Here is a 26,700-nt window from a genome sequence, read left to right on the forward strand (position 1 = left end):
GGGAGGCCTGGCATGGTGTTCGACAGCGCCGGATTCGGGCAGGAGGCCCCCTTCCCGACGTCCTCCTCGCGCTATCTGCCGATCGCCGACCACGGACTGATCGGCGACCTGCGCACCGTCGCCCTGGTCGGCACGAACGGCACGATCGACTGGTACTGCTGCCCGCGCTTCGACTCGCCCAGCGTGTTCGGCTCGATCCTGGACTCGGAACGGGGCGGATCCTTCGAACTGGCCACCGACGTCCCCGCACGGACCCGCCAGTTCTACTTCCCGGACACCAATGTGCTGATCACCCGGTTCTCCGCCGCCGACGGCGCGGGGGAGGTCCAGGACTTCATGCCCGTCGTCGACGACTCCCGCGACGGCGGGCGGCACCGACTGATCAGGCGGGTGCGCTGCGTACGCGGCACCCTCCCCTTCACCGCACAGGTGGCGCCCCGCTTCGGCTACGGGGCCGAGCCGCACACCGCGCGCCTGCATGGCGACAGGGCGCGCTTCGACTCCCGCTCCCTGTCCCTGGCCCTGACCGCCACCGTGCCACTGGAGTGCGACGGCCGCGACGTACGGTCACGCTTCAAACTGCTCGAAGGCGAGTCCGCGGTCTTCGCCCTCGACCGGGTCGACGACGAGGTCGCCCTCCTCGGCTGCGCCCGGCGCGAGGCCGCGGTCGAATTCGAGGCCACGGTCCGCTTCTGGCGCAAGTGGCTGGGCGCCTCCCGCTACCACGGACGGTGGCGGGAGATGGTCCAGCGCTCCGTGCTGACCCTGAAACTGCTCACCTACGCACCGACCGGCGCCATCGTGGCCGCCCCGACCACCAGCCTGCCGGAGGCCATCGGCCGCGAGCGCAACTGGGACTACCGCTACATGTGGGTCCGGGACGCCGCCTTCTGTGTCTACGCCTTGCTCCGCCTGGGCTTCACCTCGGAAGCCGAGGCGTTCATAGGCTTTCTGTCCGAGCACTGCATCATGTGCGAGAACGGCGCCACCGGGCCACTGCAGATCATGTACGGCATCGACGGACGCCGCGAGATCCCCGAGCGCGAACTGCCCCATCTGGAAGGCTATCTGGGATCGTCCCCGGTCCGGGTGGGCAACGGCGCCGTGGCCCAGCTCCAGCTGGACATCTACGGAGCGCTCATCGACTCCGTCTATCTGTACGACAAGTGGGGACAACCCGTCAGCAGCGACCACTGGGACGAGGTGGGCTACCTGGTGAACTGGGTCTGCGACCACTGGGACCAGCCCGACGAAGGCATCTGGGAGATCCGCACGGGACGGCAGAACTTCCTGTACTCGCGCCTCATGTGCTGGGTGGCCATCGAGCGGGCCATACGCATGGCCAACCGCCGCGGACTGCCCGCCGACCTCCCGCGCTGGCGGAGCAGCCGCGACGCCATCTACCGGCAGATCATGACCCGCGGCTGGTCCGCCCGGCGCGGAGCCTTCGCCCAGCGCCTGGACCAGGACATCCTGGACGCCGCGGTGCTGATGATGCCGATGGCCAAGTTCATCTCCCCGGTCGACCCCAAGTGGCTCGCGACACTCGACGCCCTGTCGCAGGAGCTCGTGTCCGACTCCCTGGTCTACCGCTACGACCCCTACCTCAGCCCGGACGGCCTGCCCGGCACCGAGGGCACCTTCTCGATCTGCTCGTTCTGGTACGTCGAGGCGCTCACCCGGGCCGGCCGCCTGGAAGAGGCCCGGCTGGCCTTCGAGAAGATGCTCACCTACTCCAACCACCTGGGGCTGTACGCCGAGGAGATCGGCCCGACGGGCGAACAACTCGGCAACTTCCCCCAGGCCTTCACCCACCTCTCCCTCATCAGCGCGGCCTTCAACCTCGACCGCGCCCTCGGCTAGCCCAGCGTCTGCGCCCAGTTCGCGGGCACCCGCCCCGCGGGGCCCGGCACCGGCTGGTCGGCCGGGTGGCTCTCCGGCGGGGCCAGCTGCGGCCCCGACTCGTACAGCTCGGAGGACTCGTAGTCCCAGAACCAGCCCTCGCCCGGTTCGAAGCTGCGGATCAGCGGATGCCCGGTGGCCTCGGCATGCGCGGTCGCGTGCTTCGAGGGCGAATCGTCGCAACAGCCGATGTGACCGCACTGCGCGCAGCGCCGCAGATGGAACCACCACCCGCCGCCGGCGTCGCACTCGGCGCATCCGGTGCCGCTCGGCGGCACTGACGGGTCGATTCCGCTCGGTGAGGTCATGAGGGCTCCTGCGGGGTGTCGAGATCGGTGCCGGTCAGCGGGAGGCGCACCTGGAAGCGGGTGTCGCCGGGGGAGGAGTGAACGCGGAGGTCGCCGTGGTGTTTGTTGACGACGATGCGCCATGAGATGTCCAGGCCGAGCCCGGTGCCCTCGCCCACCGGTTTCGTGGTGAAGAAGGGGTCGAAGACGCGGTCGCGGTCGTCCTCGGGAATGCCGGGTCCTGTGTCGCCGAACTCGACGAGCAGACGGCCGCCGTCGCGCGCGGTGCGCACGGTCAAGGTGCCCTGGCCGTCGATGGTGTTCATCGCGGCGACCGCGTTGTCGATCAGGTTCGTCCATACCTGGTTGAGCTCGCCGGGGTACGCGGGGATCTTCGGCAGGGTGCGGTCGTAGTCCTTGACGACGGTGATGCGCGGGCCGATCTTCGCGGAGAGCATCAGCAGGGTGCTGTCCAGCAGTTCGTGCACATCGGCGACCTGGTGGGGCGCCCGGTCGAGCTGCGAGTACTGCCTCGCGGCGTTGACGAGGGACGAGACGCGGGCGGTCGAGTCCTCGATCTCGTTCATCAGGAGCTCGGTCTCGACGGTGTAGTTCAGCCACCGTACGGCCCCTGGGAGGGTGTCCTCGCCCACCGCCGCCGCGACGCCGTCCAGCCACTCGGTGTCCAGGCCGGCCTGGACGAACGTCGGCGCGAGCCGCCATCCGTCCTCGATGCCGTGGTCGTCCAGCCAGTCGGAGAGGGCGTCCTCACGGTCCGCGGCTTCCAGCGGGCTCAGGGTGGTGGCCTTGGCGACGCGCTCGGCCGTGCGCTCCTGGACCTCGACGAGGATCTGGAGGGCGTCGCGCTGGTACGGGCCCGCCGCGATGGCACCGAGCTTGTGGCGCATTCCGGCGACCCGCTCCCTGAGCGCCGAGGTGGCGCGCACCGCCGCGGCGGCCGGGTTGTTCAGCTCATGGGTGAGACCCGCGGACAGCGAGCCGAGAGCCAGGAGCCGCTCCCGCTGCCCGATGGCCTCCTGGGTGCTCTTGGTACCGAAGAAGAGCCCCTCCAGCAGATGGACCGCCATGGGGAACCACTCGCGCATGATGCCGGAGAACGTCTCGGCGGGCAGCACGAAGAACCGCGACGGCTCGACGACCCGCAGCGAGCTGGTGTACACCTGCTGGACGCGGTCGCCCAGGTAGGCGTGGAAGGCTCCCGCGTACACACCGCGGCTGGAGCTTCGGTTCACCTCCACGTCCTGGGCCCCGACCCGGCGGGAGAGCACGAGCGTCCCCTCGAGCAGCACATAGAAGCAGGTGGCCGGGTCGCCCTCGGCGTACACGGGTCCCGGCTCGAACCTCTGCACCCGGCCGTCGCGGCACAGCCGCGCCAGTTGCTCGGGGGACAGCTTCTCGAACAGGAACAGGGAGCCGATCTCCTCCGGGTAGCAGGGCGGCCCGTTCACGACTGCTCCAGATACCGGTGCACCAGCATGACCGCCATGGCTCCCTCTCCGACGGCGGAGGCGACGCGCTTGGCGGACTCGGCACGCGCGTCTCCCGCCACGAACACACCGGGGACATTGGTCTCCAGATGGTACGGCGGCCGGTCCAGCTCCCAGCCGGCCGGCGGGCGCCCGTCGGCGGTCAGATCGGGGCCGGTCAGGATGAATCCGCGGGAGTCCCTGAGCACGGTGTCGCCCAGCCAGTCGGTCAGCGGGGCCGCGCCGATGAACACGAACATCCACTGGGCGTCGATGAGCTCGGCGTGGCCGGTCGTGGTGTCGCGCAGGGTGAGCCGTTCCAACTGGTGCGCGCCATGGGCGGCCTCGACGACCGTGTTCGTCCGCACCGAGATCGTGGGCGCGTCCGTGACCTGCTCGATGAGGTAGTGCGACATCGAGGCCGACAGGGACGCCCCGCGCACGACGAGGGTGACCGACTTGGCGCTCCGGGCCAGATACATCGCGGCCTGACCGGCGGAGTTCGCGCCACCGACGATATAGACGTCATGGTTCTGGCAGGCGGCCGCTTCGGTCAGCGCGGACCCGTAGAACACTCCGCACCCGGTCAGATCGGCCACGCCGGGCGCGTCCAGCTGCCGGTACGACACGCCGGTGGCGAGGATCACGGAGTGCGTGGCGATCGCGGAGCCGTCCGAGAACCGGACGATGCGCGACGCGCCGTTGATCTCCAACCCGGTGACCTCGCGCGCGGTCAGTATCTCGGCGCCGAACTTCGCCGCCTGGCGGCGGGCCCGGTCCGTGAGCTGCGCCCCGGACACGCCGTCCGGAAAGCCGAGGTAGTTCTCGATCCGTGAGCTCTGACCCGCCTGACCACCGGTCGCGGAGCGCTCCACCAGGACCGTCCGCAGCCCCTCGGAGGCCCCGTACACGGCCGCCCCGAGCCCGGCGGGACCGCCGCCGATGACGACGAGGTCGTAGAAGTCGGCCGTCGGTGTCGTCGCCAGACCCACCCGGGCGGCGAGGTCCCGGTCGTCGGGCTCGACGAGCGCGGTGCCGTCCGGGGTGACCACGAGCGGGAGCCGCAGTCCGTCCTGGCCCGCGGCGGAGAGCAGCCGTCGGCCTTCCGGTTCGTCGGACGAGTACCAGCGGTACGGCACCTGGTTGCGGGCCAGGAATTCCCGTACCTCCGACGAACGCGCCGACCAGCGGTGTCCGACGACCTTGGTGGCGAACACCGGCCGGTGTTCGCTGGTCCGCCAGGCCTCCAGCAGATCGTCCAGGACCGGGTAGAGCTTCTCCTCGGGCGGGTCCCACGGCTTGAGCAGGTAGTGGTCGAGGTCGACGACATTGATCGCGTCGATGGCCGCATCGGTGTCCGCGTATGCGGTCAGGAGCACGCGGCGGGCACCGGGGTAGATGTCGAGCGCCTGCTCCAGAAACTCGATGCCGTTCATCCGCGGCATGCGGTAGTCGGCGAGGATCACCGCCACGGCGTCGCCCCGCAGCTTCAGCTCCCGGAGCGCGTCGAGGGCGGTTTCGCCGCACTCCGAGCGCACCACGCGGTACCCTGCGCCATAGCGTCGCCGCAGGTCGCGGGCTACGGAACGGGACACTCCAGGGTCGTCGTCCACGGTCAGAATGATGGTCCGCGCGGTACCTGCGGCCTGTGCCATGCGTCTCCCACCCCGGGCTGATCGGCGCCATCCTGGCGCCGCCGGTCCGTGTATGTCTGTTCCGGCCCGTGTGCGCGTGTGCGCCGGTGATCTCCATCATATGGAGGATCATCCCGCTTCGCTATGAAAAATCCTGTTGTATCCATCCCTCGACCGCCCGGGGGGCGGGAGCGGCCACACAGGTGGTCCGCCATGAGGTCCAGGCCACGCTAAGGGGGCGGGCAGCCGCGCGGTTGACTGTCCGCGCACGGCATCACGTCCGGCAGCGCACGGTCGCGAGCCGGCGGGTGCGGCGGGTGACGGTGTATCCAGGCATGTGTGCTCAGGCGGAGGCGCTCCCGCCTGAGCACACTGCGGCCCGGTGACCGGTGGCGGTCAGGAGGGGTTGTCCGCGTGGGTGAGGGTCGTCCAGGCGTTGAAGTAGTTGTCCGTGCCGGACGGCCGGTGTGCCTCGGTGTACTTCTGGGTGTTGGACATGGCGATGCCGAGGCGGTTGTGGAGGGCGTTGTAGCCGACCTCGGTGACCTCGTCGAGGCCCTTACTGACCGAGCCGCCGCACAGCCAGGACGGCACGGCGGTGCCGTTCTCGTAGGAGGTGTGGAAGCCCAGCGCGTAGCGCAGCCGGTCCTGGATCTTCGGGTAGAGGTCCTGGCCCTGGATGCGGCTGGTTTCCGCGACGTCCGCGATGGAGGCGATGCCCCAGCCGGTGTGCCCGAAGTCGCGGCAGGTCTCCTGGGCGAGGCCGTCGGCGAAGGTGCTCTGGCCCTGCCAGTACTTGATGATCTCGGCGCTGGTGTCGATGCTGCTGTCCGCGGGCGGCTTGGGCAGGTCGCCGTCGCTGGTCAGATAGATGTACGCCGGGACGCGGGCGAGGTAGGTGGCGACCGCCTTGTCGTAGCTGGTGCGGTCCTCGATGAAGACCGAGATGCCGATCGCCGCCTCGGTCATGACCAGTTCCCAGTTGCCGTTCTTGGTCGCCGCGCCGTTGATCACTTCGGGGAGGTAGACATTGCGCAGCATGGTCGCGAAGCGGCCGGCGGCCGGCCAGCCGCCGTCGTAGGTGTACTTGATGATCTCGGCGGCGCGCGGCCAGGTGGACCCGGCCCAGCCGGTCTGCAGCGGGGCGTTGCTGTTGGTGTGATCGGTGATGGTCGCGGACCAGGCGTCCATGATCTCGATCGACTTCTTGGCGTATCTGTTGTCCCGGGTGAAGTACCAGGCGAGCGCGTTGGTGTAGGCCGCGATGGCGTCCTGGCGCTCGTCGGTGCAGCCGTAGTTGGGGTTGGACGACGAGCCGCACTCCACGATGGCCCGCGGCTTGGCGGTGCGCGAGAGCGAGGCGTAGGAGCTGGCCATCATCTCGTCGTACGCGGCCTTCCAGGGCTGCTGGCCGGCTTGCACCTTCGACCGGGCGTAGTCGAGTTGGGCGCGGCTCACCAGTACACCGGGGTGGGCGAAGGTGGTCGGCGCGGCCGTTGCCCGTGGGGCCGGGCCGGTGAACTGAAGGCTCAGCAGGCCGGCCAGCAGGGCGAGGACAGTGCACAGGGCGGTTCTGGTTCGTGCCATCCGATGACCTCTTCCGTTCACGAATGAGAACACAGTTCCGAATACGGACAGGAATGGCCTGGACCATAGGGACTCTCTGTGGACATGTCAATGTGCTGAGGGTGTTGCTCGGGTGTCGCTCCGGGGCGTTGCCGCCTCGGAGCACTGCGGCCAGGGGGGCGGCCCGAGCGCCCGGGCTCGACGGTCAGTAGTCCAGCCGCGGATACCAGCCGTCGCGGCCGCCCGGCGTCAGGTCGAGGAGGTGCCAGACGGGGCTGAGGAGGTCGATGCCGCGCTCCTTGATGTCCTCGGCCATGCGCGGGTGGGCGGAGTAGCGGTGGCGGACCGTGCCATCACCGTCCCGGGTGAAGACGGAGACGGTGGAGTCCTGCTCGCCGTCCTCGGTCTCGCTGCCGAGGTCGTACTTGAAGGTGCTGTCCCCGCAGCTCAGCAGGCGCAGCCGGGACCAGCCGCGGTTGCGGGCGTGCTGCCGCAGGGCGGGCGGGTCGGCGGCCGCGGCGATGACGAAGTCGGCGTTCCGCGCGATGTGGTGGGCGATGCCGTGGTAGCCGTCGGTCCACAGGGTGCACATCGGGCACGGCTCCGTCTGTAGCTTGCCGTACATGAAGTGGTAGACGATCAGCGGCCGGTCCGGGGCGGTGAACAGCCCGCTCAGGGTGGTCTCGCGGACGGGGGCGTCGCCCGCGCCGAGGTCGGTGGGGCCCTCGATGAAGACGTAGTCGTCCACCGGAGGCCCCTCGGGGAGCGCCCGCCGCTGGGCCGCGACCCTTTCGCGGTGGCGCATGAGGTCGATCTCGGCGAGCCGGAGCTCTTCGCGGGCGGCGAGGTAGTCCGCGGACTCACCGGGCAGTCGGGTCTGCCGCAACATCGCGTCCTCCTGGGTGGGGAGCCCCGAGGCGATTCGAGTCTATGGCGGTTCCCATGTACACCGACATATACCGACAGCGGAAAATAGTGTGCCAAGCGAGAAATCGCAGGTCAGCAGGGTAACGGCTGGGAAGCGGGCTTACTCCGACGGGGAGCCCCGTCACGCGTGGTCGGCGCAGCAGGGCGTGGGATTGGGGACTTCGAAGGGCGCGAGCGCCCCGTCGGCGGCCGGCACCAGGGCGAGGGTGAGCCGTCCGTCCCGCCACTCGGGCCGTACGTGGCCGCGGGTGAGCACCGGCGCGGCGGGATCGGGCCCTTGGCCGTCCGCCGTCGGTGCGCCGATCACGGTGACCCGGTCGATGGCGGTCCGGGCGAGCAGGTCGGCCACGGTGACCGCCCCGGTGAGGTGGTCCACCCTGGGGTAGACCACGGCCCGACCGGCGCTGCGGTGGGCGTGCTCCGCGGCGGCCAGTGCCGCCGTACGGGCAGCCCGCTTCGAGCCGTACGGGCGCTCACGCAGGACGGCGCCCATGTCCGGGCTCTCCAAACCGGCGATGCGCTCCCACACGGCCTCGGCGGCGGCGGCGTCGGGCAGGGCGAGCGAGACGGCGGTGCCGCGGCGCTCGTCGGTGCGGATCAGATGAGTGCAGGCGATCGTGCCCGGGGCGAGGCCGAGGTGATCCAGCAGATCGTGGATCAGATGGTCGGCCTCCCGCAGGTTCGCCGTCCCGGCGTCCACCCCGATGAGGGAGTGGACGCCGGGCACGTCGTGTGGTGCGGTCATGCGGGCAGGACCCACATGGGGTTGGAGTAGAACCACAGGTCCTTCCACGGATCGCCGTCCCCGATCACGTCCATGGCCGGTCCGGCCGGGTCGACGGCGGCACCGCGCGGGCCGACGGCGGTGCGGTTGCCGTCGGTGCCGCGCAGCCGCACGTAAACCGGCTTGTCCACGCGGCCCAGGGAGTAGGTCAGGCGCACCGAGCCGGTCGACTTGTTCACCTCGAAGGACTTCACGACCTTGGTGTCCGGGGTGGTGAAGGCGTCCTTGTCGGAGACCGGGCCGGTGACATCGCCCTGGATGACGTCCACCCGGGCCAGCTTCGGCACGAACTGAGCCCAGTTGGGCCCGTTGGCCAGGCTGATCTCGACCACCAGGTCGACCTGGCCGCCGCGGCGCACCTGCAGGGCGTCGCCGAGGGTGACCGCGCGTCCGCCGGAGCGCAGCCGGGCGTTCAGGCCGCTGATGAGTCCGCCGTGGTCCACCCAGACCCGGCCGGCGCGGATCCCGTCCATGACCGCCTGGTAGGAGAAGGAGGCGGCGCCGACGTGGGTGCGGGAGTACTGGCCGGGCCAGAAGTCGGTGTCGGTGAGGTTGAGGCCGCCGCCGTAGACGGGGTCGTTGTAGCGGCCATTGGCGTCGAAGTCGCTGTTCGGGCCGCGCACGGCGGTGTCGGCGTAGACGTTGTGGGAGTCGGAGTTGGCGGTGATCCACCAGGGCTTGCCCTCGGCGAGCAGGCTGTCCCACAGGCCGCCGACGGTGGCGGTCATCCAGTCGAAGCCGCCCCAGGTGCGGTAGCTCTCCAGCGGGTAGCCGGGATAGGAGTCGGCGCCGGGGCTGTTGTCGTAGATGCCGCGGGCCCCGCCCGGGCCGTTCGGGGCGGGCAGCCCGGCGGCCTGGTGGCCCGGGGCGCCCTCCATGCCGACGGCGATGGTCGGCTGCGCGTCGCGCCAGGCGCGGATCTCGTGCGGGGAGTCGATGCCCTTGCGTGCCGGGTGGTTGGCCAGGAACAGGACGTCCTTCACCCTGCGGCGCTGGACCTGCTCGGCGAGGAAGTTGACTCCCGCGATGGCCAGCGCCTCGTTCGCGGGGGTGCCGGCGGTGGTCTTCTTCACCGAGCCGTCGAAGGAGTTCTCGAACTCCTTCAGCACCGCCACCTCGTTCTTGCCGGGGTGCACGAAGACGGTGCCGTGCTCCGCGGCCGGGATGTTCCACTCCAGGCCCTGGAAGACGAGCGTGTCGTCGATCCGGTCGCGGGCCGCGACGATGTCCGGGTTGACCTTCTCCACGCCGATCTTGGCATGTGTCTCGCTGCCGTGGTCGGTGATGACCATCCAGTCGAGACCGTGGGCGTTCGCCTGCCGCACATGGTCGATGACCCGGTACTTGGCGTCGGAGCTGTACTGCGTGTGGATGTGGTGGTCGCCGGCCAGCCACAGGTACCCGCCGGACCGCTCGCTCCGGGATTCCGCCGAGGCGGAGGTCGCGGCCGTGGGTGCCGCGGCCGCGGCCTGGCCCGCCCCACCGAGGACGCTGCCCGCCGCGAGGCCCGCCCCGAGCAGGCCGGTGCGGCGCAGCATGGACCGCCGGGAGAGCTGGCTGGGGGTCAGCGCCTCGTCCGGCACCGACATGTCGAGGGCTGGCGGCAGCGACGAGGCGTCGTCGCTCCCGTGGTGGTGGTGATGGTGGTGATCGTGGCCGTGTCTGTGACCGTGGCTCATGCTCAACTCCCGCCGGCGCAGGGACGTACATGCTGGGGACGTGCAGATTCTGAAAAGCCGGCGTGAACGAGGGGGGTCCGGTCGGTGGTGCGGTGAGGAACGGCTGAGGAATCCGGCGGGGGGCCGCTCGTGGAGCCGCCCCCCTTTCGCATGAGGTGCTGGTTTCCCGGCTACGACCACGCGCCGGCCGCGGCAGCCCGGGCGGCGTAGGTGTCGAAGTCGATGGGGTCGCGTCCCAGCACGTGCCGCACTCCGTCGCCGGGCTCGGTGAAGTGCCCGTCGCGCATCCCGGCGAACAACACGTTGAGCTCCGCGGCGACCTCCTCGGACGCACCCCCGGCCAGGAGCTCGGCCCGGTACTCCTCCGGCGTGAGCTCCACGTAACGGATGGACCGCCCCGCTGCCTTGGCGATCGTCGCCACGGCCGTACCGAAGGTGAGCGCCCGGGGCCCCGAGAGGTCGTACACCTGGCCATGGTGGCCGTCCGAGGTCAGCACGGCCGCGGCGACATCGGCGATGTCCTGGGCGTCGATGAACGGCTCCGGTACGGAGCCCATCGGCAGCGCCAGCCGGCCGTCCCGCAGCGGGGCGCGCCATATGTCCTCGTCGAAGTTCTGGTTGAAGTTGTTCGGGCGGATGATCGTCCACTCGGCGCCGGAGTCGCGCACGGCCTGCTCCGCGGCGGTCATGCCCTGGAAGAAGTCCGCGGGAAGCTGCTCGATTCCGCGTGCGGACAAGGCCACGAAGCGATCGACGCCTGCCTCGGTCGCCTGCTTGACGAAGATCTCGGCCAGGGCCGGGTCCTGGGGAGCCATGAGATGGACCGCCGACGCACCTTCCAGGGCGGTCGCCCATGTGTCCTGGTCGGACCAGTCGAACCGGACCTCACCGGAGCGGGACGCGGCCCGGACGGCCCGGCCGGCCGCTCGCAGCGTGTGCACCAGCCGGCGCCCGGTCTTGCCCGTCGCTCCCAGGACCAAAATCGTATGCGTGTGTGTCGTCATGCCGGTCAGTCAACAGTTCGCGGCACAGGGCGGGGCATGGCCCGTCGTCCGCGGGTCATGTCCGATCGTCCGGTCACGGCTCATCCGGTCACGGCTCAGCCGGCGAACGCCGGCTTCGGGCTGAGCACCAGGCGGCGGCCGAGGGCCGACAGCCACTTGCCCGCGGTCTCCAGCGCCGTGGGCAGAGCGGAGGCGCGTGCGGCGAGCGCGGCCGCGCCCACCTCCCCGGCCTCGGCCGCCACGCCCGCCCCCGCCCCTGCCCCCGCCTCGGCCAGGCCCGTCCCGAGCGCCGCCGCGCCGAGTTCCAGGCCCGCGACCACCGGCAGCAGTTCGACGGCGAGCAGGGCCAGCAGCCCGACGCCCATGACCGCGGCGGCCATTCGGAGGGCGTCCCGGTCACGGGGCATCCGATTGAGGTACTCCTCGTTCAGCCACGGGGTCAGGGTCACGCCGTACGGGGTCCGGGCGGCCGCTCGGCGGCGCTTCTCCTCGTCGACCAGCTTGCGCACGACCGGCAGGTTGGAGTCGTAGGGCATGCGGTGGATCTCGTACAGCAGCAGCCCGTCGATTCCGTAGGGCCAATTGCGGTTGAACGTCGGCTGGAAGCAGATCCACTCGATGTACTTGTTGCCCTTCTCGTCGGTGGCCGGCGGCAGTGGGACGATCCGCTGGTACATGGGCGTCGGCCGCCACTTCGAGGCACCGGCCTGGACGCTGTAGGAGGTCAGACTGAAGCCCTCCTTGATATCGGGATCGAGCCTGCGGATGATCTGCTCGAACTTGTTCAGCTTGTAGCCGATGTCGTCCCTGAGGGTGGCCACCGCCTGATTCGCCGTGGAGACCTCCAGCAGTTCCAGCACGATCGGACCGGCCTGCGGGGGCCTCGCACAGAACCCGAGGATGTCGGGGCGCAGCTGCCCGCCGGCCTTGTAGTCCTTGCGGAACTCCTTGAACAGCCGCTCCAGCAACCGGTCCGGTCCCGTCATATTGGTGAGCAGACGCGTGTACTCGTTCTCGGTCAGCACGAAGGACGCTTCGGGATAGCGGAATTTGAAGTCGGGGTAGAAGTAGCCGAACATGGCCCCTTGGGCCCACTGCCACTCCATGGTGTTCTGTTCACCCTTCGCGGTGCCCTGTACGCGCCCCGCGCCGCGGGTGAAGTTGCCCTCGCCGGGGCAGATCGTGACCTGCTGGGTGTCGAGCCGGGAGGCCATGACGCACCGAAGCCCTTCAGGAGATGGCCGAGAGATTGCTGGTGACCGCGATGTCCGTGCCCGACGTCGGGGTGTATTCGTTCCATTCGGCGATCAGTTCGCCCTTCTCTCCCGGCTGCATGACCGGGAACGGCGCGGTCGGGGACCCGGCGTGCGCGTTGTCGAGCCTGGCCACCTCGATGTGGGTGCCGTCGGGAATCCTGGTGATCTTCTGCGCCTCCTGGCTGTGTTCCAGGCCGTGGACCGCGTCGATGACGACCTGGGCACCGACCACGAACCCCGCGCTGGAGGCGACCGGGAGGGAGACCGGCCGGGTGGACGGGCCGACCGTGGCGGTCGAGGTGGTGAACACCGCGTCCTCCAGCCGGGTCGCGGCCCTGCCGGGGTTGGCGGGCGGGATTCCCGGATAGTTGCGGTCGTCGTAGGCGGCGATCTCCTGCGCGATGGTCCAGTACTGCGAGGGGTTCTCGGGGGCGTTCGGGTCGTCGATGACGCCGTGCTCGACGAAGTTCACCCACCGCGTCTCCCAGCCCCTGCGGATGGTGAGCACGACCCGCGCGCTGCCCGCGCGCAGGAACGCCTGCCGGTTGGCGTCGGGGTGCTCGATCTCGCGGATGAAACGCCAGCTCTCGGGGAGGTCCCAGAAGTACGAGTAGAGGAAGCTCACCACGTTCTCCCACTCGATGGCCTGGTTGACGAATCGCACGACGTCCTCGTACTGACGTACCGTCGTCCACAGCGTCGAGTCGGGGCCGACGGTGTTTCCCTCGAAGCCCGTACCGTGCGCCACGTCCACCTTGGCCGTGGCGAACGCGTCGAGAACCTCCTTCGGCATGCTGGGGAACCTGCCGCCGAGCAGGTAGCGCAGCACGTTCTTCATGATCTCGTCGCTCTCCTCACGGCGCAGGGTGAGCGTGTCCACGTCGTTCAGCCGCGCCTCCAGCGCCGCTATCCGGCCGGCGATGTCCTGCTGCTGTGCGTAGTATTTCGTCTGCGCGGCCGTGTAGAGCGCGTTCCACACATCGAACTGCCAGCGCTCCATGGCGGCTCGGGTGGGCCGCACCTCGGCGGTCAGCAGCAGGGACTGGGTGGACACCTGGTCGAAGACCAGGACGAGCACCGGTGTCCCGGTGGCGCCGGCCATGAAGTCGCCGCCGTCGGTGTCCCGCTTGAGCACGGTGCCCGGATCGAAGACCTTGTCCGCGAAGGGGTCGAAGGGGAGGGTCGTGCCCTCGATGGTGAACTGGCCCAGATGGCCGGCGAAACTCGTCATCCGGCCGCTGATCGCGATCTTCACGATCTCGTACCCGGCGGGGATGTTGAGGGGCATCCTGGTGACGCCGCGGCCCTGCGGAAGCGGCCCGCTCTCCACCGCGTACGTCTGCGGGGGCAGGTCCGGGGGCGGCGGCGGGACCTGCGCGTCGTACTGGTCGGCGAGCACCAGGTAGTGCGGCGACTTGGGGGTGGGCGGGTCCGTCTTCGGCGGCTCCGGGTCGCCCTTGCGGACCTCGGCGGTGATGTCGTTGTGCGGGACGTTGAACACGAACGGCCCGAGCTGGGCCTGCAGCGCCTCCAGTTCCGCGTACGGGCGGCGCATCGTGGCGGCGGGCTCCGGGAGGACGACGTCATAGGTCTGCCGCATGCCGTACCGGTAGAGGCGGACCCGCCACTTGCGCATGAGGCTGAAGTAGTCGATGCGGATCGGGTTGGTCGCGCTGGGATTCTTCAGCGTCCTGGTGGTGGTCTGCGAGGTCCCGGTGACCGTGGTCGTGGTGATGGTGACCTTGTGCTCCTGCCGGGCGCGGGTGGACGCCTTCTGGGTCAGGGTGGTCGCGTGTTTCCTGCTGTCGGTCGCCGACTGGGAGGAGGTGTCCTGGCCGGTGTACCCCGAGGTGACCGAGCCGGAGATGACGGGGATGCCGCCGGAGACGGTTCCGGTGATGTTGAACTGGTTGGAGTGCTGCTGCTGCGAGGCCGTCGACTGCGACAGCTCGGTGTTGTCCGTCACCCCGGTCTCGCTGAAGGTCTCCAGCGAGTCGGTGACGATCGAGCTGAACTCCTTCTTCTGGACCGACCATTCCTTGTAGGTGACGGCGGTCTCCTCCTGCGGGGCCAGGGGAATGGTGGCGACGAGCTCGCCCCGCTCGATCCCGGCCGGCGTCATCTCCAGCCGTTCCAGGTTCATCAGGCCCATCCGGGGCGCGGTGGTGTTGGCCTCGATGCCCTTGGCCGCCACCACGGCCGTCTGCAGCGCCTGCAGCGCGGCGCCGCGCGCGGACCTGTCGGTCTCCTCCGCGCGCTCGCGGCGCAGGGCGACAACGGCCTGCCCGAGTTCCTCGAGCGTGCGGGTGGGGATCGCGGCGAAGGCGGAGAGGGGAGCGGGGGAGAAGGCGGACGGGGTGAGCAGGTCCCGCAGGGGCTCGGCGAGCTCAGGGTGCCGGTCCAGTATCGCGTCCGCCTCGTCCGGCCGGAGCTGGAGCTGGCGTACGAACGCGGCCTTCGTCAGGGCCTGTCCGATGGGCGGGGTCTCCACCTCCAGGGGTACGAAGGTCGCTTTGTCGATCTCGCGGGTCGACTGGTCGAGCACGGGCGCCGTCACCGGCGGGGTCGTCGGCGGGGTCGTCGGCGGCACCGGCGAGGCGACGCTCGGTGCGTCGGCTCCGGGCCCGGATCCCGATCCGGACTCGCGGACATTGGCCATGATGACCTCCACAGAGGGTGACTGGGGCCGTACTCCGGGCCACTGGCCCCGACCTTCGCACAGCGGGTCACTCCGGGACACCTGTTGTGCCACTGAGCGGATCAGCGCCTTGGGCGCCCTTGCATCGCGGCGCTGATGACCCGGCTCGTCCGCACCACCGAGGCCGTCAGCGAGGGCAGCGGCCGGGAGGGGTCGACCAGGGCGCACAGGGCCGCGACGGCCGTGCCGTTGTGGCCGCGCAAGGGAGCGGCGACACAGCACACCCCTTCCGCGACCTCCTCACGGTCGACGGCGAACCCGGCCTCCCGGATCCGCGCCGCCTCCTGCGACCACGCCCTGGACGGCGGGTCGACGGGCAGGCCGGCGGGCGCGCCCGCCACCAGGACCTTCCCCGCGGCGGTCATCCAGGGGAAGGCCATTCCCGCTCGCATTGGCGCGAAGGCCTCCGCTTCGCCGGGGACCGCGGCGGCCGTCAGCGCCCGGCCCTCGCGCAGTACGAAGATCCCGACCGTCGCACCGGTGGCTCTCGCCAACTCGTGGGCCGGTCTGCGCGCGAGAGCCAGCATGCTGGGGTGCGGCTGCCAGCCGAGACCCAGTCGGAACATGCGCGAGCCCATTCGGAAAAGGCCACCCGACCGCTCCACCGCACCCAATTCGACGAGTTGTTCGAGAAGTCGACGCGCGGTCGTCTTCGGTAATCCGCTCTCCGCGGCCAACTCGGTCAGCCGGGATTCCCCGGCCCTTTCCACGGCCTCCAGCAAGGCGAACGCACCTTCGAGAACCCCACGCCCGCCACCTGGCATATTCATATCCACCACCGCCGAGCCCGCCCTTCCGCCACCCCTGTCGCGCTGCGCTCCCTCAGGGAAAAGGAAAGCAGGCTCGGATAGACAGAAGATAAATTCCCACGTGAAATGCGCGACAGGCTTATGGTGGAAGTTTGGAGTGCCGTCAGGGGGGCGAGAAACGCCGTCCGCCACGGGGCGGCCGCGCGCCGCCCGGGAGGCCGCGCATGCCCCCGTGCCGGGTGCCTCGCTGGGCGCGGATCGGTGGGCGGCAGCCCCTTGGCCGAGCGAGGTCACCTCGCTCGGCCAAGGGGCTGTCTCACCCGAGCACGCCCTGCCCGGCGGTCGGAAGGTCCCCCGGCAGCAGTGTCCGCAGGTCGTCCACGCTCGGCTGACGCAGCGCCGTCAGCCGTCGGGCCTGGTACGTGATCATGGTTTCGAGCAGTTGCCGGGCCAGCCGCGCGTTGCCGAAGGAGCGGTCGCGGGGGAGGGCCGCGATGTGGGCGCGCAGCGCCTCCAGCGTGGCTGCCGGGCAGGCGTAGCCGGACTCCTCGGCGTGTCGCTCCAGGATGGTGAGGAGTTCGTCGGTGGTGTAGTTCTCGAACTCCACGAAACGGGAGAAGCGCGAAGCGAGGCCGGGGTTGGAGTCCAGGAAGCGCCGCATCTCCGCGGTGTAGCCGGCGACGATCACCACGACCTGGTCCCGGTGGTCCTCCATGAGTTTCAGCAGGGTGTCCACGGCCTCGCGGCCGAAGTCGCTGGAGCTGCCCTCCGGGGTGAGGGTGTACGCCTCGTCGATGAACAGCACGCCGCCCATCGCGCTCTCGAACACCTCCTTGGTGAGCTGCGCGGTGTGGCCGACATAGCGCCCCACCAGGTCGGCGCGCGCCACTTCCACCAGCTGGCCGCGGGGCAGTACGCCGAGGGAGTGCAGCAGTCCGGAGTAGAGGCGGGCCACGGTGGTCTTGCCGGTGCCGGGCGGGCCGGAGAACACCAGATGCCGGCTGATCCGCGGGGCGGGCAGCCCGGCCGCCTCCCGCTGCTTGACCGTGGTGAGCAGCGAGACCAGATCGGTGACCTCGCGCTTGACCGCGCCGAGGCCCACCATGGCCTCCAGCCGGGCCAGCATCGCCTCCCGGTCCTCGCCGGTCTTCTGCTCTGCGCCGCCCTCTTCGCTGACGTCCTCGGGCAGGAGCAGGGTGAGGTCGCGTTCGGCGGGTTCGGCCATGGTGGCGAGGCGGAAGGCCTGGCGGTCCACCATCTCCTCGAACACCCGGCGCGCGGCACGGCCGTTGCCGAACGTGGCGCCCCGGTCCATCGCCTCGAAGTGGGCGGCAAGCGCCTCGGTGGTGCCCGGGCCCAGTTCGTACTGGTGGGAGGCGCACATGCTCTCGGTGATGGTCACCAGTTCCGTGACGGAGTAGTTGGCGAACTCGATGGTGCGGGTGAAGCGCGAGGCCAGGCCCGGGTTGGACTCCAGGAAGGAGGTCATTTCCGCCGAGTAGCCGGCGGCGATGACCACGACGTCCTCGCGGTGGTCCTCCATCAGCTTCAGCAGGGTGTCCACGGCTTCGCGTCCGAAGTCATTGGAGCTGCCGCCCTCGGGGGTGAGGGTGTAGGCCTCGTCGATGAACAGCACACCGCCGATCGCCTCGTTGAACGCCTCAGTGGACTTGATGGCGGTGCCGCCGATGACCTGGGCCACCAGATCCGCGCGGGACACCTCGACCAGATGGCCCGACGGCAACACGCCGAGCTGGGCGAGGATGGAGCCGTAGAGGCGGGCCACGGTGGTCTTGCCGGTGCCGGGCGGACCGGCGAACACCAGGTGGCGGCTCATCGACGGCACCGGCATGCCCAGCCGCTGGCGCCGCTGGGAGAGCTGGTTGAGATTGACCAGAGTGCGCACCTGGTGTTTGACGCCCTCCAGGCCGATCAGGGCCTCCAGCTCGTCAAGCGGCTCCTTGGGCTCGCCGGAGCCGGAGTCCTTCCCCGAGGAGCGCCCGGTGGTGTTCGCGGTCACCTCGGCGCCCCAGATGTCGGGCGTGGCGTTGTCGGCGCTGGTCAGCTCCAGCACCTCCAGGCGTTCGCTCACCCGGGTCTGGGTCAGCCCGGCGCCCCGGTTGTCGCGTACGGAGCAGCCGGTGACGATGACCGGCTCGGCGCTGTCGATCCGGATGCCGTCGCCGACGCTGCCGCTGATCTCACAGTGGTGCAGCTCCGCGCGGGAGCCCGCGGCGAGGAGCACACCGTGCGCTCCGGTCCCGGTGATCCGGGCCCGGGTCAGGGTCAGCTCCCCGCCTTCCTCCACGGCCACGCCCGAGGCGCCGCTGGTGTCGATCTCACAGTCGAGCACGGCCGCGACGGCGTCGCGGCCCACCGAAACGCCGGTCTCCGAGGACGAGCGCAGCACGCAGTCGTCGATCCGGGTGTTGCCGCCGTCGGCGACACGTATCCCGCCGCCGGCCGCCCGCTCGACGGTGCAGGACTCCAGGCGTCCGCGTCCGTCCTCGCCCACCTCGAAGCCGTACTTGCCGGGCGCGGTGATGCGGGCGCCGCGCAGCAGCGGGTTGGCGTGCGAGCGGATGGCGACCGCGCTGCCGACCGCGTCCGCCACCTCCAGCCGGTCGAACTCGGCGGTCGACTCCTCGGTGAGCAGCACGGCCGCCGCCGCGTCGGCGCAGTCCAGCACCGCGGTGCGCAGGAAGGACGGCGAGCTGGAACCCGCCACCCGGATCGCCGAGCCGGTGGCCGAGGCGAACTCGCAGTCCTCGAAGGTGCCGCGGGACCGTTCGGAGACGACCACCCCGCCGCCCTTGGTGCGCAGTGTCCGGCACCGGCGCAGCAGCGGATCGGCGCCCGCGGACAGGGCGATGGCGGGGCCGGTGGTGCCGGAGACCGTGACGTCCTCGACGGTGGGGCGGGACGCGCTGGTGAGATAGACGCCCACCGCTGTGTCGCGGACGGTGCAGCGGGAGACGTACGTGGTGCTGTTGCCCTCCAGGGCGATGGCGGGCTTGTCGGTGGCGGTGATGTCGCAGGACTCGATGGAGCCCTGCGACTCGCCGTTGGCGAGGACGCCGTTGCCCCGGGCGTCGCGGATACGGCAGCCGCGCACCGTCGAGCGGGCGTTCTCGCTGAGCACGACCCCGGAGGTGCCGAGGTTCTCCAGCACACAGTCCTCGATGACGCTCGCCACCTCGGAGGTGTCCACGATCCCGGCGCCCTCGCGGTTGGTGACCCGGCAGCCGCGCATGGCGAGCGAGCCGCTCTGCCGGGCCAGCACCGCCGTCCAGCCGGAGCCGATCACCGTGCAGCCGTCCATGGCCACTTGCCCGCGCGGCGCGTCCACCACCGCCACGTCCTCGCTGCCGCCGCGCAGCGTCAGGTCGGTGAGCATCACGGCGTCCGCGACCAGCGTCAGCGCGGTGCCGCGGCGCGGGCAGATCTCCACGCTGCCGGGCTCGCCCTCGGCGACGAGCGTGACCCGGGTCCTGACGGTGAGGTTCTCGGGGTAACGGCCGGGCCGGACATGGATCACCGCTCCGGTACGTGCCGTGGCCAGCGCCTCACCGATCGTCCGGAAACTCTCCGGTTGTTCCGGGCAGACCGTCAGTACCTGCCGTGACACGCTCGGACCTCCTGAATTGATGGTGCCGTGAACAATGCCCGGACCGGGCCGAGTTGGCGACCGGGCTTCCCTTATCATGCGTGGCATGCGAAGCGATCGTTACCGCCGCGCCTCTGTGACACTCGCGGCGGCAGCCGCTCTCCCCGCGCTCATGATGTCCACGCCCGCACAGGCCGATGAGGACGAGCCGGTCAGCCTGCCCGCACTCCGCTCGCGCGTCGCCGCCGACGAGAGCTGTGCCACCGCGTCGCGCAAGACCGCCGAGAAGCAGCCGTGGACGTGGCAGGCGTTGCAGCTCTCCCGGGCGTGGCAGCTGTCGAAGGGCGCCGATGTGACCGTGGGCGTCGTGGACACGGGCGTGGGCTCCGACCTCCCCGCGCTCTCCGGCCGGGTGACGGAGGTGGGTGACGCGGGCGTCGACTGTGTGGGGCACGGGAGCTTCGCCGCGGGCCTCATCGCCGGAGCCCCCAGGGACAAGGGCGCGGTCACCGGCGTCGCGCCCCGTGCCCGCATCCTGGCCGTCAAGGCCACCGACACGCGTGGCACGGCCACCGCTCAGCAGGTCGCGGACGGCATCAGGACCGCAGTGGACCAGGGCGCGGACATCGTCTACACCGGGCAGGCCCTGGCCGTGGGCAGAAGCCAACTGACCCAGGCGGTCGCCTACGCCACCGCCAAGGACGTGCTGGTCATCGCCCCGGCCGCGCCGGACATCGCCCCTGAGGGCCCCGACGGGCGCCCCGACCCGCGGTCCCGCGCCTACTGGCCCGCCCAGGTCCCACAGGTTCTGTCGGTGGTGGACTACGGGCCGGGAGGGGGCCGTCCGGAGAAGGCGGCGGCCCCCCTCGCCCCGGACCTGGCCGCCCCCGGCGACGCCGTGGTCGGCATCGGGCCCAAAGGCAGTGGCCACTACATCGGTTCGGGGTCGTCGCTGGCGGCCGCGCATGTCGCGGGGGCGGCGGCGCTGATCCGCTCGTACCACCCCGACCTGTCCGCCGCCGAGGTCTCCCGGCGGCTGACCGAGGCCGCCTACCCCGGCGAGGCCCCGCGGCTGGACACCTACGCCGGGCTGACGGCGGTCCTCGGCGACGGCACGCGGGCCGAGCCGAAGGCCGCGGCCGCCCACGTCCCGTCCGCCGAGCCGAAGACGCCGCGGACACGGGCCCTGCTGATCGCGGGCGGAGCCGCGGCCGTCGTCCTGCTGGTGGCCGCGGCCGCGTTCATCGTGCCGCGCGGCAAGGCCCGCGGCTGGCGTCCTGCCGGGTAGCCACCCAGCAGGCAGACCCGGGCCGGCCGGGGCCCGCTCGAGCGGGCCCCGGCACGGTGGTGACGGCGTACGGAGCCCGCTCCGTACGCCGTCACCACGACCGCCGCCGAGTGTCATGAATCCTCCGGGCCCACCAGGGCCGACTGGATCTGCACGCTCTTGCGCCGGGCGATCCGCAGACCCCGTCCGGGCGGCAGGATGCGTCCCTTGACGTTGCCGAAGAGGTAGCCCTCGGTCGGCGGGCAGGACAGCAGGATCCCGGGGGTGTTGACCTCCTGGAGCCGTCGCATCAGCGGGTCGTTGAGGCCCCGGCCCGCGCCCGCCGCCGCGCGTGCCACGACCATGTGCAGGCCGACCTCGTACCCCAGCGCGAGGAAGCCCGTCAGGCCCTCGAAGGGCTGGTTCAGCGGTCCGCCGCCGCCCACCATGTCGTAGTCGTCGACCAGGATGAACAGCCGCGGCCCGGTCCACCAGTCGCACAGCCGCATCCGGGACGGGGCGATGTCCGGGCCCGGCATCCGGGTCTTCACGGCCCGCGCCGCGCCCCCGACCAGCTCCTTGAGGGCGTCCAGCGAGACGGCGTGGCCGAGCCGGTACTCGTCGGGGACCGCCTCCACCAGCTCGCGGCGGTAGTCCACGACCATGATCCGGGCCTCGGCGGGGGTGTACCGGGCCATGATCGCCTGCGCCGTGAGCCGCAGCAGGTTGGTCTTGCCGCTCTCGGTGTCACCGACCACGATCATGTGCGGATTCGCGCTGAAGTCGTGCCAGACGGTGCCCATCCGGTCCTCCTCCAGGCCGAGCGGGATCCGCAGATCACCCTCGACGGGCGGCAGTTCGGTGGCCGGGAGCTTCGTCGGCAGCATCCGCACCAAGGGAGCGGGCGGGCCCGACCAGTGCTCGCGCACCGCCGCCACCAGCCCGGCGACGCCGTCCGCGAGATCCTCGGCCCCCGCCACACCGTCGATGCGCGGCAGCGCCGCCAGATAGTGCAGCTTGGACTCGCGGGTGAGGCCACGGCCCGGGATCCGCGGCACGCCCGCCGCCTTGCGTACATCGATCCCCGAGTCCATCGGGTCGCCCATGCGCAGCTCCAGGCGGGTGGCGGCCTGGTCGCGGACCGCCGAGGACAGCTCGACCCAGCGGGCAGTGGTGACGATCAGATGGATGCCGTAGTTGAGACCCCGGCCCGCGATGGCGTTGAACGTCGGGATGTGCCGGTCGTACTCCTGGCGGACCGTGGACCAGCCGTCGATGACGAGGAAGACGTCGCCGTGCTTCTCCCCGGGGAACTCCCCGGCCGCCCGGCGGCGCCGCAGCGTCGCCATCGAGTCGATGCCGTTATCGAGGAAGAACCGCTCCCGGTGCGCCAGCACCGCCGAGACCTCGGCGATCACCCGGCCGACCCGCTCCTGGTCCAGCCGGGCCGCGACACCGCCGACGTGCGGCAGGCCCACGAGCCCCGCGAGTGTGCCGCCGCCGAAGTCCAGGCAGTAGAACTGCACTTCGCGCGGGGTGTGGGTGAGCGCGAGGGAGGTGATCAGCGTACGCAGCAGGGTGGACTTGCCGCTCTGCGGGCCGCCCGCGACGGCGACATGGCCGCCGGCCGCGGACAGGTCCACCCGCAGCTCGTCCCGGAGCTGGTCGAAGGGCCGGTCCACGACGCCGACCGGCACCGACAGCCGCCCCCGCTTGGTGAGATCCGTGGTCGTCAGCCCGTACTCGGCGTGCGGTGCGAGCATCGGCAGCAACTCGTCCAGCGGCGACGGGTCGGTCAGCGGCGGCAGCCACACCTGGTGCGCGGGCGGCCCGGCGTCCCGCATCCGCTCCACGGCCACCGACAGCAGCGACTCGCCGTCCCCGTTGTCGTCCGGCTTTTCCGGCTCGTCCGGCGGGAGATCGGGCAGCTGCCGAGGCACCACCCAACCCGCCGTCCACGGCACCACCTGACTGGCCACGCGCGCCTGGTTCGCCGAGCCGCTGCGCCGCCGGTACGGGCCCGAGACATAGGCCGCGCGGAAGCGGGTCAGCGCCTCGACGCCCGTCTTGATGAAGCCGCTGCCCGGTGTGGGCGGCAGCTCGTACGCGTCGGGCACGCCCAGCACGCCCCGGCTCTCCATCGCGGAGAACGTACGCAGCCCGATGCGGTAGGACAGGTGGCTCTCCAACTGGTGCATCCGGCCCTCGTCCAGGCGCTGCGAGGCGAGCAGCAGATGCACCCCCAGGCTGCGGCCGAGCCGGCCGATCATGACGAACAGCTCCATGAACTCGCGTTGCGCGGCGAGCAGTTCGCTGAACTCATCGACCACCACGAACAGACTCGGCAACGGCTTCAGCGGCACGCCGTCCGCCCGCGCCTTCTCGTACTCCAGGGCCGAGGTGTAGTTGCCCGCCGCCCGCAGCAGCTCCTGCCGCCGTATCAACTCGCCGTGCAGCGCGTCCTGCATCCGGGAGACCAGCGCCACCTCGTCCGCGAGGTTCGTGATCACGGCGGAGGTGTGCGGCAGCTCGTCCAGGCCCAGGAAGGTCGCGCCGCCCTTGAAGTCGACCAGCACGAAGTTGAGCGTCTCGGAGGAGTTGGTCAGCGCCAGCCCCAGCACCAGGGTGCGCAGCAACTCGCTCTTGCCCGAGCCGGTCGCACCGATCAGCATGCCGTGCGGCCCGGTGCCGCCCTGCGCCGACTCCTTGATGTCCAGCTCCACCGGCACCCCGTCCGAGCCCACCGCGATCGGCACCCGCAGCCGGGCGGATCCGGTGCGGCGCGTCCACAGCGTGGGCGGCTCATGGCGGTACAGGTCCGGGATGCCCAGCAGCGAGGTCAGCTCCACATCGGCGGCGAGCGGCTCGGCCGACTCCGTGACCATACCCATCCGGTACGGGGCGAGCTGCTTCGCCAGCGACGCGGCGATGCTCGTGGCCAGCCGGTCGGGCCGGCCGAGCAAGGTCACCTGCTCCTTGCGCTCGCGGTCCGTACGCACCAGGTTCATGGTCTCGTCGGCTACCTCGAACCGCAGGGTGGCGCGCCCCGGCCGCCAGGGCAGCTCGCCGGTGAGGTCGAGCACTACCGCGTTGCGGTGGCCGGGCCCCTCCAGGCGGTGTCCGCCGGGTGGCGCCACGCCGTCCAGCACGACGACCGTGTACGGCTCCTCACGACCCGCCATCGCCTCCGGGTCGAACGGCGGCCGCTCCTGGAACTCCCCGCCGAGCAGGTCGTCCAGCTCGTTCACCGACGACACGACCATCCGTACGGAGCCTGCGCCGTCGCTCTCCTGCGCGTGCAGATTGTGCGGCAGCCACTTCACCCAGTCCCACTCGGCCCGCTGCTCGTCCGCCGTGACCACCGCGATCCACAGGTCCTCGGGCGAGTGCAGCACGGCCAGTTGGGCGAGCATCGCCCGGGTCAGCTCCCGGATCCGGACGGTGTCGCCCCGGAACAGCACCCGCGCCCACGTCCGCAGATACACCGCGATGGGCTGATCGGGGACGGTGGAGTAGGCACGGATGAAGCTGCGCAGCGCGTGTGCGGTGAGCGGTTCCAGGTCCTCCACCGGCTTGGTGGACAGCGGCGAGAGCCGGAGCCCCAGCTTCTGCTCGCCGACCGCCACCCGTATCTCACCGAAGTCCGGGTCCCCCGGGCGGCGTTCCCACAGCCGGGTGGTGCCCACCAGCGACCACAGCGCGGCCGGCTCCGGATGACGCCACAGGAGGGCGCGCTGCTGCTCCACCACGGCGGCCCGGACCTTCCTCCGGGTCTGCCGCAGATAGCGCAGATAGTCCCGCCGTTCACCCTTGAGCCGCTGCTTGCGCTCGCTGTTGCGGCGCACGACCTGGCCCAGGATCATGGCGACCGCCGAGACCACCATCATCCCGAGGGCCAGATAGATGAACGCGCCGCTCCGGGAGCCGCCCGGCCTCATGTACATCAGCATCATGGAGACCGACATCAGCGCCATCGGCAGGTAGTTCCACACCGCCGAGCTGTCGGGCGTCACCTCGGGGAGCGTGGGCGGCTCCTGGAGGCTCAACTCCCCTTCGGGCATGTCCGGGCCGCGCCGACGCGCGGGCCTGCGGAACAGGACGGTACTCAACGAGCGGTCTCCTTCGGGCCGGGGGTGCTGCCGGATGCTGCCAATGGGGCTGAAAAAACCGGTGAACGGGCGGTGACACGCGCGGCCGGGGCAGGCCGGGCCCGGCCATCAGGGCAGCCGCAGCAGACGGCAGGAGCGGTGAACCCGGGCCGGGGGCAGGAATCCCGGGCCGGTGGAGAAGAGTCTACGATCCGTTTCCGCGGTTCACTCGACGGCCGTGACCGAAGCAGGCGGTTCAGCAAGTAGTGTGCAGCCTCCCTGCGCACACGTCCAACGACCCACCCTCCCTTGGGACTTCCCCCGTCTCCCGAACACCGTCTCCCGAAGAAGCGTGAGTACTCTCATGACTGACAGCGCTACGGCAGGGCTTTGCCGCGTCACCGTGCGCGCCCCCGCCACCTCCATCGACCTCGCGGTCCCCGCCGATGTCCCCGTCGTCGATCTGCTGCCCACGCTGGTGCGGTACGCGGGTGACGACCTCGCCGAGCAGGGCCTGGAACACGGCGGCTGGGTACTCCAGCGGCTCGGTGGCGAGCCGCTCGCCGAGGACAGCAGCCTCGAATCCCTCGGCCTGCTCGACGGCGAGACGCTCTACCTCAGGCCGCGCACCGACGTCCTGCCCGAGGTCCGGCTGGACGACCTGGTCGACGGCATCGCCACCACCATGGCCGACCGTCCCTTCGGCTGGACGGCGACCATCAGCCGCCGTCTGCTGCTCGGCACCCTGATCCTCACCCTCGCCGCCGGACTCGCCGTCCTCGCGATACCCGGCCCGCCCGCCGTACTCCGTGCGCTGGCCGCGGCCGTGGCCGGGGCGCTGCTGCTCGGCGGCGCCGCTTCCGCCAGCCGCGCGGTCGGCGACGCGGAGGCGGGTGCGGCGCTCGGCTTCGCCGCCGTGCCCTACTGCGCCCTCGCCGGCTGGCTGCTGCCCGGCGGCGACCTCGGCGGACCGCACCCGTACGAGGTGCTCGGCTCCCGGCTGCTCGCCGCGAGCGCCGCCGCGGCCGGCGGCGCGATGCTGGCCGTCGCCCTGGTCGTCGCCTTCGCCGCACTCTTCGTCGCCGCCGTGGCGGTCGCCGCCGCCGGCATCCTCGCGGCTGTGCTGATGATGACCGCCGATCTGTCGGCCGCCCACGCCGCCGGGCTGGTCTCCCTGGCCGCCGTGCTCTTCGGCGCGTTCGTGCCCTCGATGTCGTTCCGGCTCTCCGGGCTGCGCATGCCCCCGCTGCCCAGCAACGCCCAGCAGCTGCAGGAGGGCATCGAACCCCACTCGCCGGCCGCCGTGGCCGCCCGTACCGTCGTCGCCGACGGCTGGATGACCGGCCTGTACGCCGCGGCCGGGACGATCTGTGCCGGCTGCATGCTGGGCCTCGCACGCGCCGAAGACCTCCCCGAGATCATCACCATGGCGGCCCTGTCGGTGCTGCTCCTGCTGCACAGTCGCGGCCTCGGCAACACCCTGCAGCGCCTGTCGCTGGTCGCCCCCGCCCTGTGGGGCGGCGCCCTGCTGGCGTACGAGGCGACCACCTCGTACAGCTCGACGGGCAAGCTCCTGCTGGTCGGCGCGCTGCTCGCGGTCGCCGCGGCCATCGCCATCGCCTCCTGGACGGTGCCGGGGCGGCGGCTGGTCCCGTACTGGGGCCGGGCGGCCGAACTGCTGCACTCCGCCATGGCGATCAGCATGTTGCCCCTGTCGCTGTGGGTGCTCGGCGTCTACGGCGCCCTCCGCTCCCTCAACGGATAA

At 71.1% G+C, this 26,700-nt stretch carries 16 protein-coding genes and 1 pseudogene; 3 read left to right on the top strand and 14 right to left on the bottom strand.

Annotation, left to right across the window (positions count from 1 at the left end; genetic code table 11):
* The first annotated feature begins 12 nt into the window (after positions 1-12).
* Positions 13-1,863, top strand: coding sequence for a glycoside hydrolase family 15 protein (locus ACWY4P_RS50725; RefSeq protein WP_456207581.1), 1,851 nt, complete (start codon positions 13-15; stop codon positions 1,861-1,863).
* Here ACWY4P_RS50725 and ACWY4P_RS50730 read toward each other — a convergent pair.
* The 13 genes and pseudogenes from ACWY4P_RS50730 to ACWY4P_RS50790 form a co-directional block, all read right to left on the bottom strand.
* Positions 1,860-2,210, bottom strand: a complete 351-nt coding sequence (locus tag ACWY4P_RS50730) for a UBP-type zinc finger domain-containing protein (RefSeq protein ID WP_456207582.1) — start codon at positions 2,208-2,210, stop codon at positions 1,860-1,862. The two genes, ACWY4P_RS50725 and ACWY4P_RS50730, sit on opposite strands and share 4 nt — an antisense overlap.
* Positions 2,207-3,658: an ATP-binding protein gene (locus ACWY4P_RS50735; RefSeq protein WP_456207583.1), complete on the bottom strand. Its 1,452-nt coding sequence runs from the start codon at positions 3,656-3,658 to the stop codon at positions 2,207-2,209. Before ACWY4P_RS50735 ends, ACWY4P_RS50730 begins: the two co-directional genes overlap by 4 nt.
* Positions 3,655-5,331 carry an FAD-dependent oxidoreductase gene (locus ACWY4P_RS50740; protein ID WP_456207584.1) on the bottom strand — a complete coding sequence of 559 codons (1,677 nt, stop codon included), beginning with the start codon at positions 5,329-5,331 and terminating at the stop codon, positions 3,655-3,657. The genes ACWY4P_RS50735 and ACWY4P_RS50740 overlap by 4 nt, the downstream gene beginning before the upstream one ends.
* A gap of 375 nt (positions 5,332-5,706) precedes the next feature.
* A complete protein-coding gene (locus ACWY4P_RS50745) occupies positions 5,707-6,897 on the bottom strand; it encodes an alginate lyase family protein (RefSeq protein WP_456207585.1) in 1,191 nt (396 codons plus the stop codon).
* Between the two features lie 184 nt (positions 6,898-7,081).
* Positions 7,082-7,765 carry a DUF899 family protein gene (locus ACWY4P_RS50750; protein ID WP_456207586.1) on the bottom strand — a complete coding sequence of 228 codons (684 nt, stop codon included), beginning with the start codon at positions 7,763-7,765 and terminating at the stop codon, positions 7,082-7,084.
* A gap of 159 nt (positions 7,766-7,924) precedes the next feature.
* Positions 7,925-8,548, bottom strand: a complete 624-nt coding sequence (locus tag ACWY4P_RS50755; protein WP_456207587.1) for a hypothetical protein — start codon at positions 8,546-8,548, stop codon at positions 7,925-7,927.
* A complete protein-coding gene (locus ACWY4P_RS50760; RefSeq protein ID WP_456207588.1) occupies positions 8,545-10,266 on the bottom strand; it encodes a PHP domain-containing protein in 1,722 nt (573 codons plus the stop codon). Before ACWY4P_RS50760 ends, ACWY4P_RS50755 begins: the two co-directional genes overlap by 4 nt.
* Positions 10,267-10,436: 170 nt before the next feature.
* Positions 10,437-11,270: an NAD(P)H-binding protein gene (locus ACWY4P_RS50765; RefSeq protein WP_456207589.1), complete on the bottom strand. Its 834-nt coding sequence runs from the start codon at positions 11,268-11,270 to the stop codon at positions 10,437-10,439.
* A 95-nt stretch (positions 11,271-11,365) separates the two neighbouring features.
* Complete coding sequence (locus ACWY4P_RS50770) at positions 11,366-12,484, bottom strand: hypothetical protein (RefSeq protein ID WP_456207590.1); 1,119 nt, start codon at positions 12,482-12,484, stop codon at positions 11,366-11,368.
* 16 nt (positions 12,485-12,500) lie between these two features.
* Positions 12,501-15,185 carry a hypothetical protein gene (locus tag ACWY4P_RS50775; protein ID WP_456207591.1) on the bottom strand — a complete coding sequence of 895 codons (2,685 nt, stop codon included), beginning with the start codon at positions 15,183-15,185 and terminating at the stop codon, positions 12,501-12,503.
* Positions 15,186-15,286: 101 nt separating this feature from the next.
* The gene (locus tag ACWY4P_RS50780; RefSeq protein ID WP_456213324.1) at positions 15,287-15,790 is read right to left on the bottom strand and encodes an IclR family transcriptional regulator domain-containing protein; all 504 of its coding nucleotides are present in this window, start codon (positions 15,788-15,790) and stop codon (positions 15,287-15,289) included.
* Between the two features lie 87 nt (positions 15,791-15,877).
* Positions 15,878-15,994 (bottom strand): annotated as a pseudogene (locus ACWY4P_RS50785) (helix-turn-helix domain-containing protein); the annotation flags it as partial.
* Positions 15,995-16,289: 295 nt separating this feature from the next.
* Positions 16,290-19,601, bottom strand: a complete 3,312-nt coding sequence (locus tag ACWY4P_RS50790) for a right-handed parallel beta-helix repeat-containing protein (RefSeq protein ID WP_456207592.1) — start codon at positions 19,599-19,601, stop codon at positions 16,290-16,292.
* Between the two features lie 85 nt (positions 19,602-19,686).
* On the opposite strand from ACWY4P_RS50790, the gene ACWY4P_RS50795 reads away from it, so the two are divergent.
* Positions 19,687-20,868, top strand: coding sequence for a S8 family serine peptidase (locus ACWY4P_RS50795; protein WP_456207593.1), 1,182 nt, complete (start codon positions 19,687-19,689; stop codon positions 20,866-20,868).
* A 113-nt stretch (positions 20,869-20,981) separates the two neighbouring features.
* On the opposite strand, the gene eccCa is transcribed toward ACWY4P_RS50795, so the two are convergent.
* Positions 20,982-24,956 carry a type VII secretion protein EccCa gene (gene eccCa, locus ACWY4P_RS50800; protein WP_456207594.1) on the bottom strand — a complete coding sequence of 1,325 codons (3,975 nt, stop codon included), beginning with the start codon at positions 24,954-24,956 and terminating at the stop codon, positions 20,982-20,984.
* A 343-nt stretch (positions 24,957-25,299) separates the two neighbouring features.
* Between eccCa and eccD the strand changes: the two genes are divergently transcribed.
* Positions 25,300-26,700, top strand: coding sequence for a type VII secretion integral membrane protein EccD (eccD, locus tag ACWY4P_RS50805; protein ID WP_456207595.1), 1,401 nt, complete (start codon positions 25,300-25,302; stop codon positions 26,698-26,700).

The organism is Streptomyces sp. LZ34, assembly GCF_053890475.1.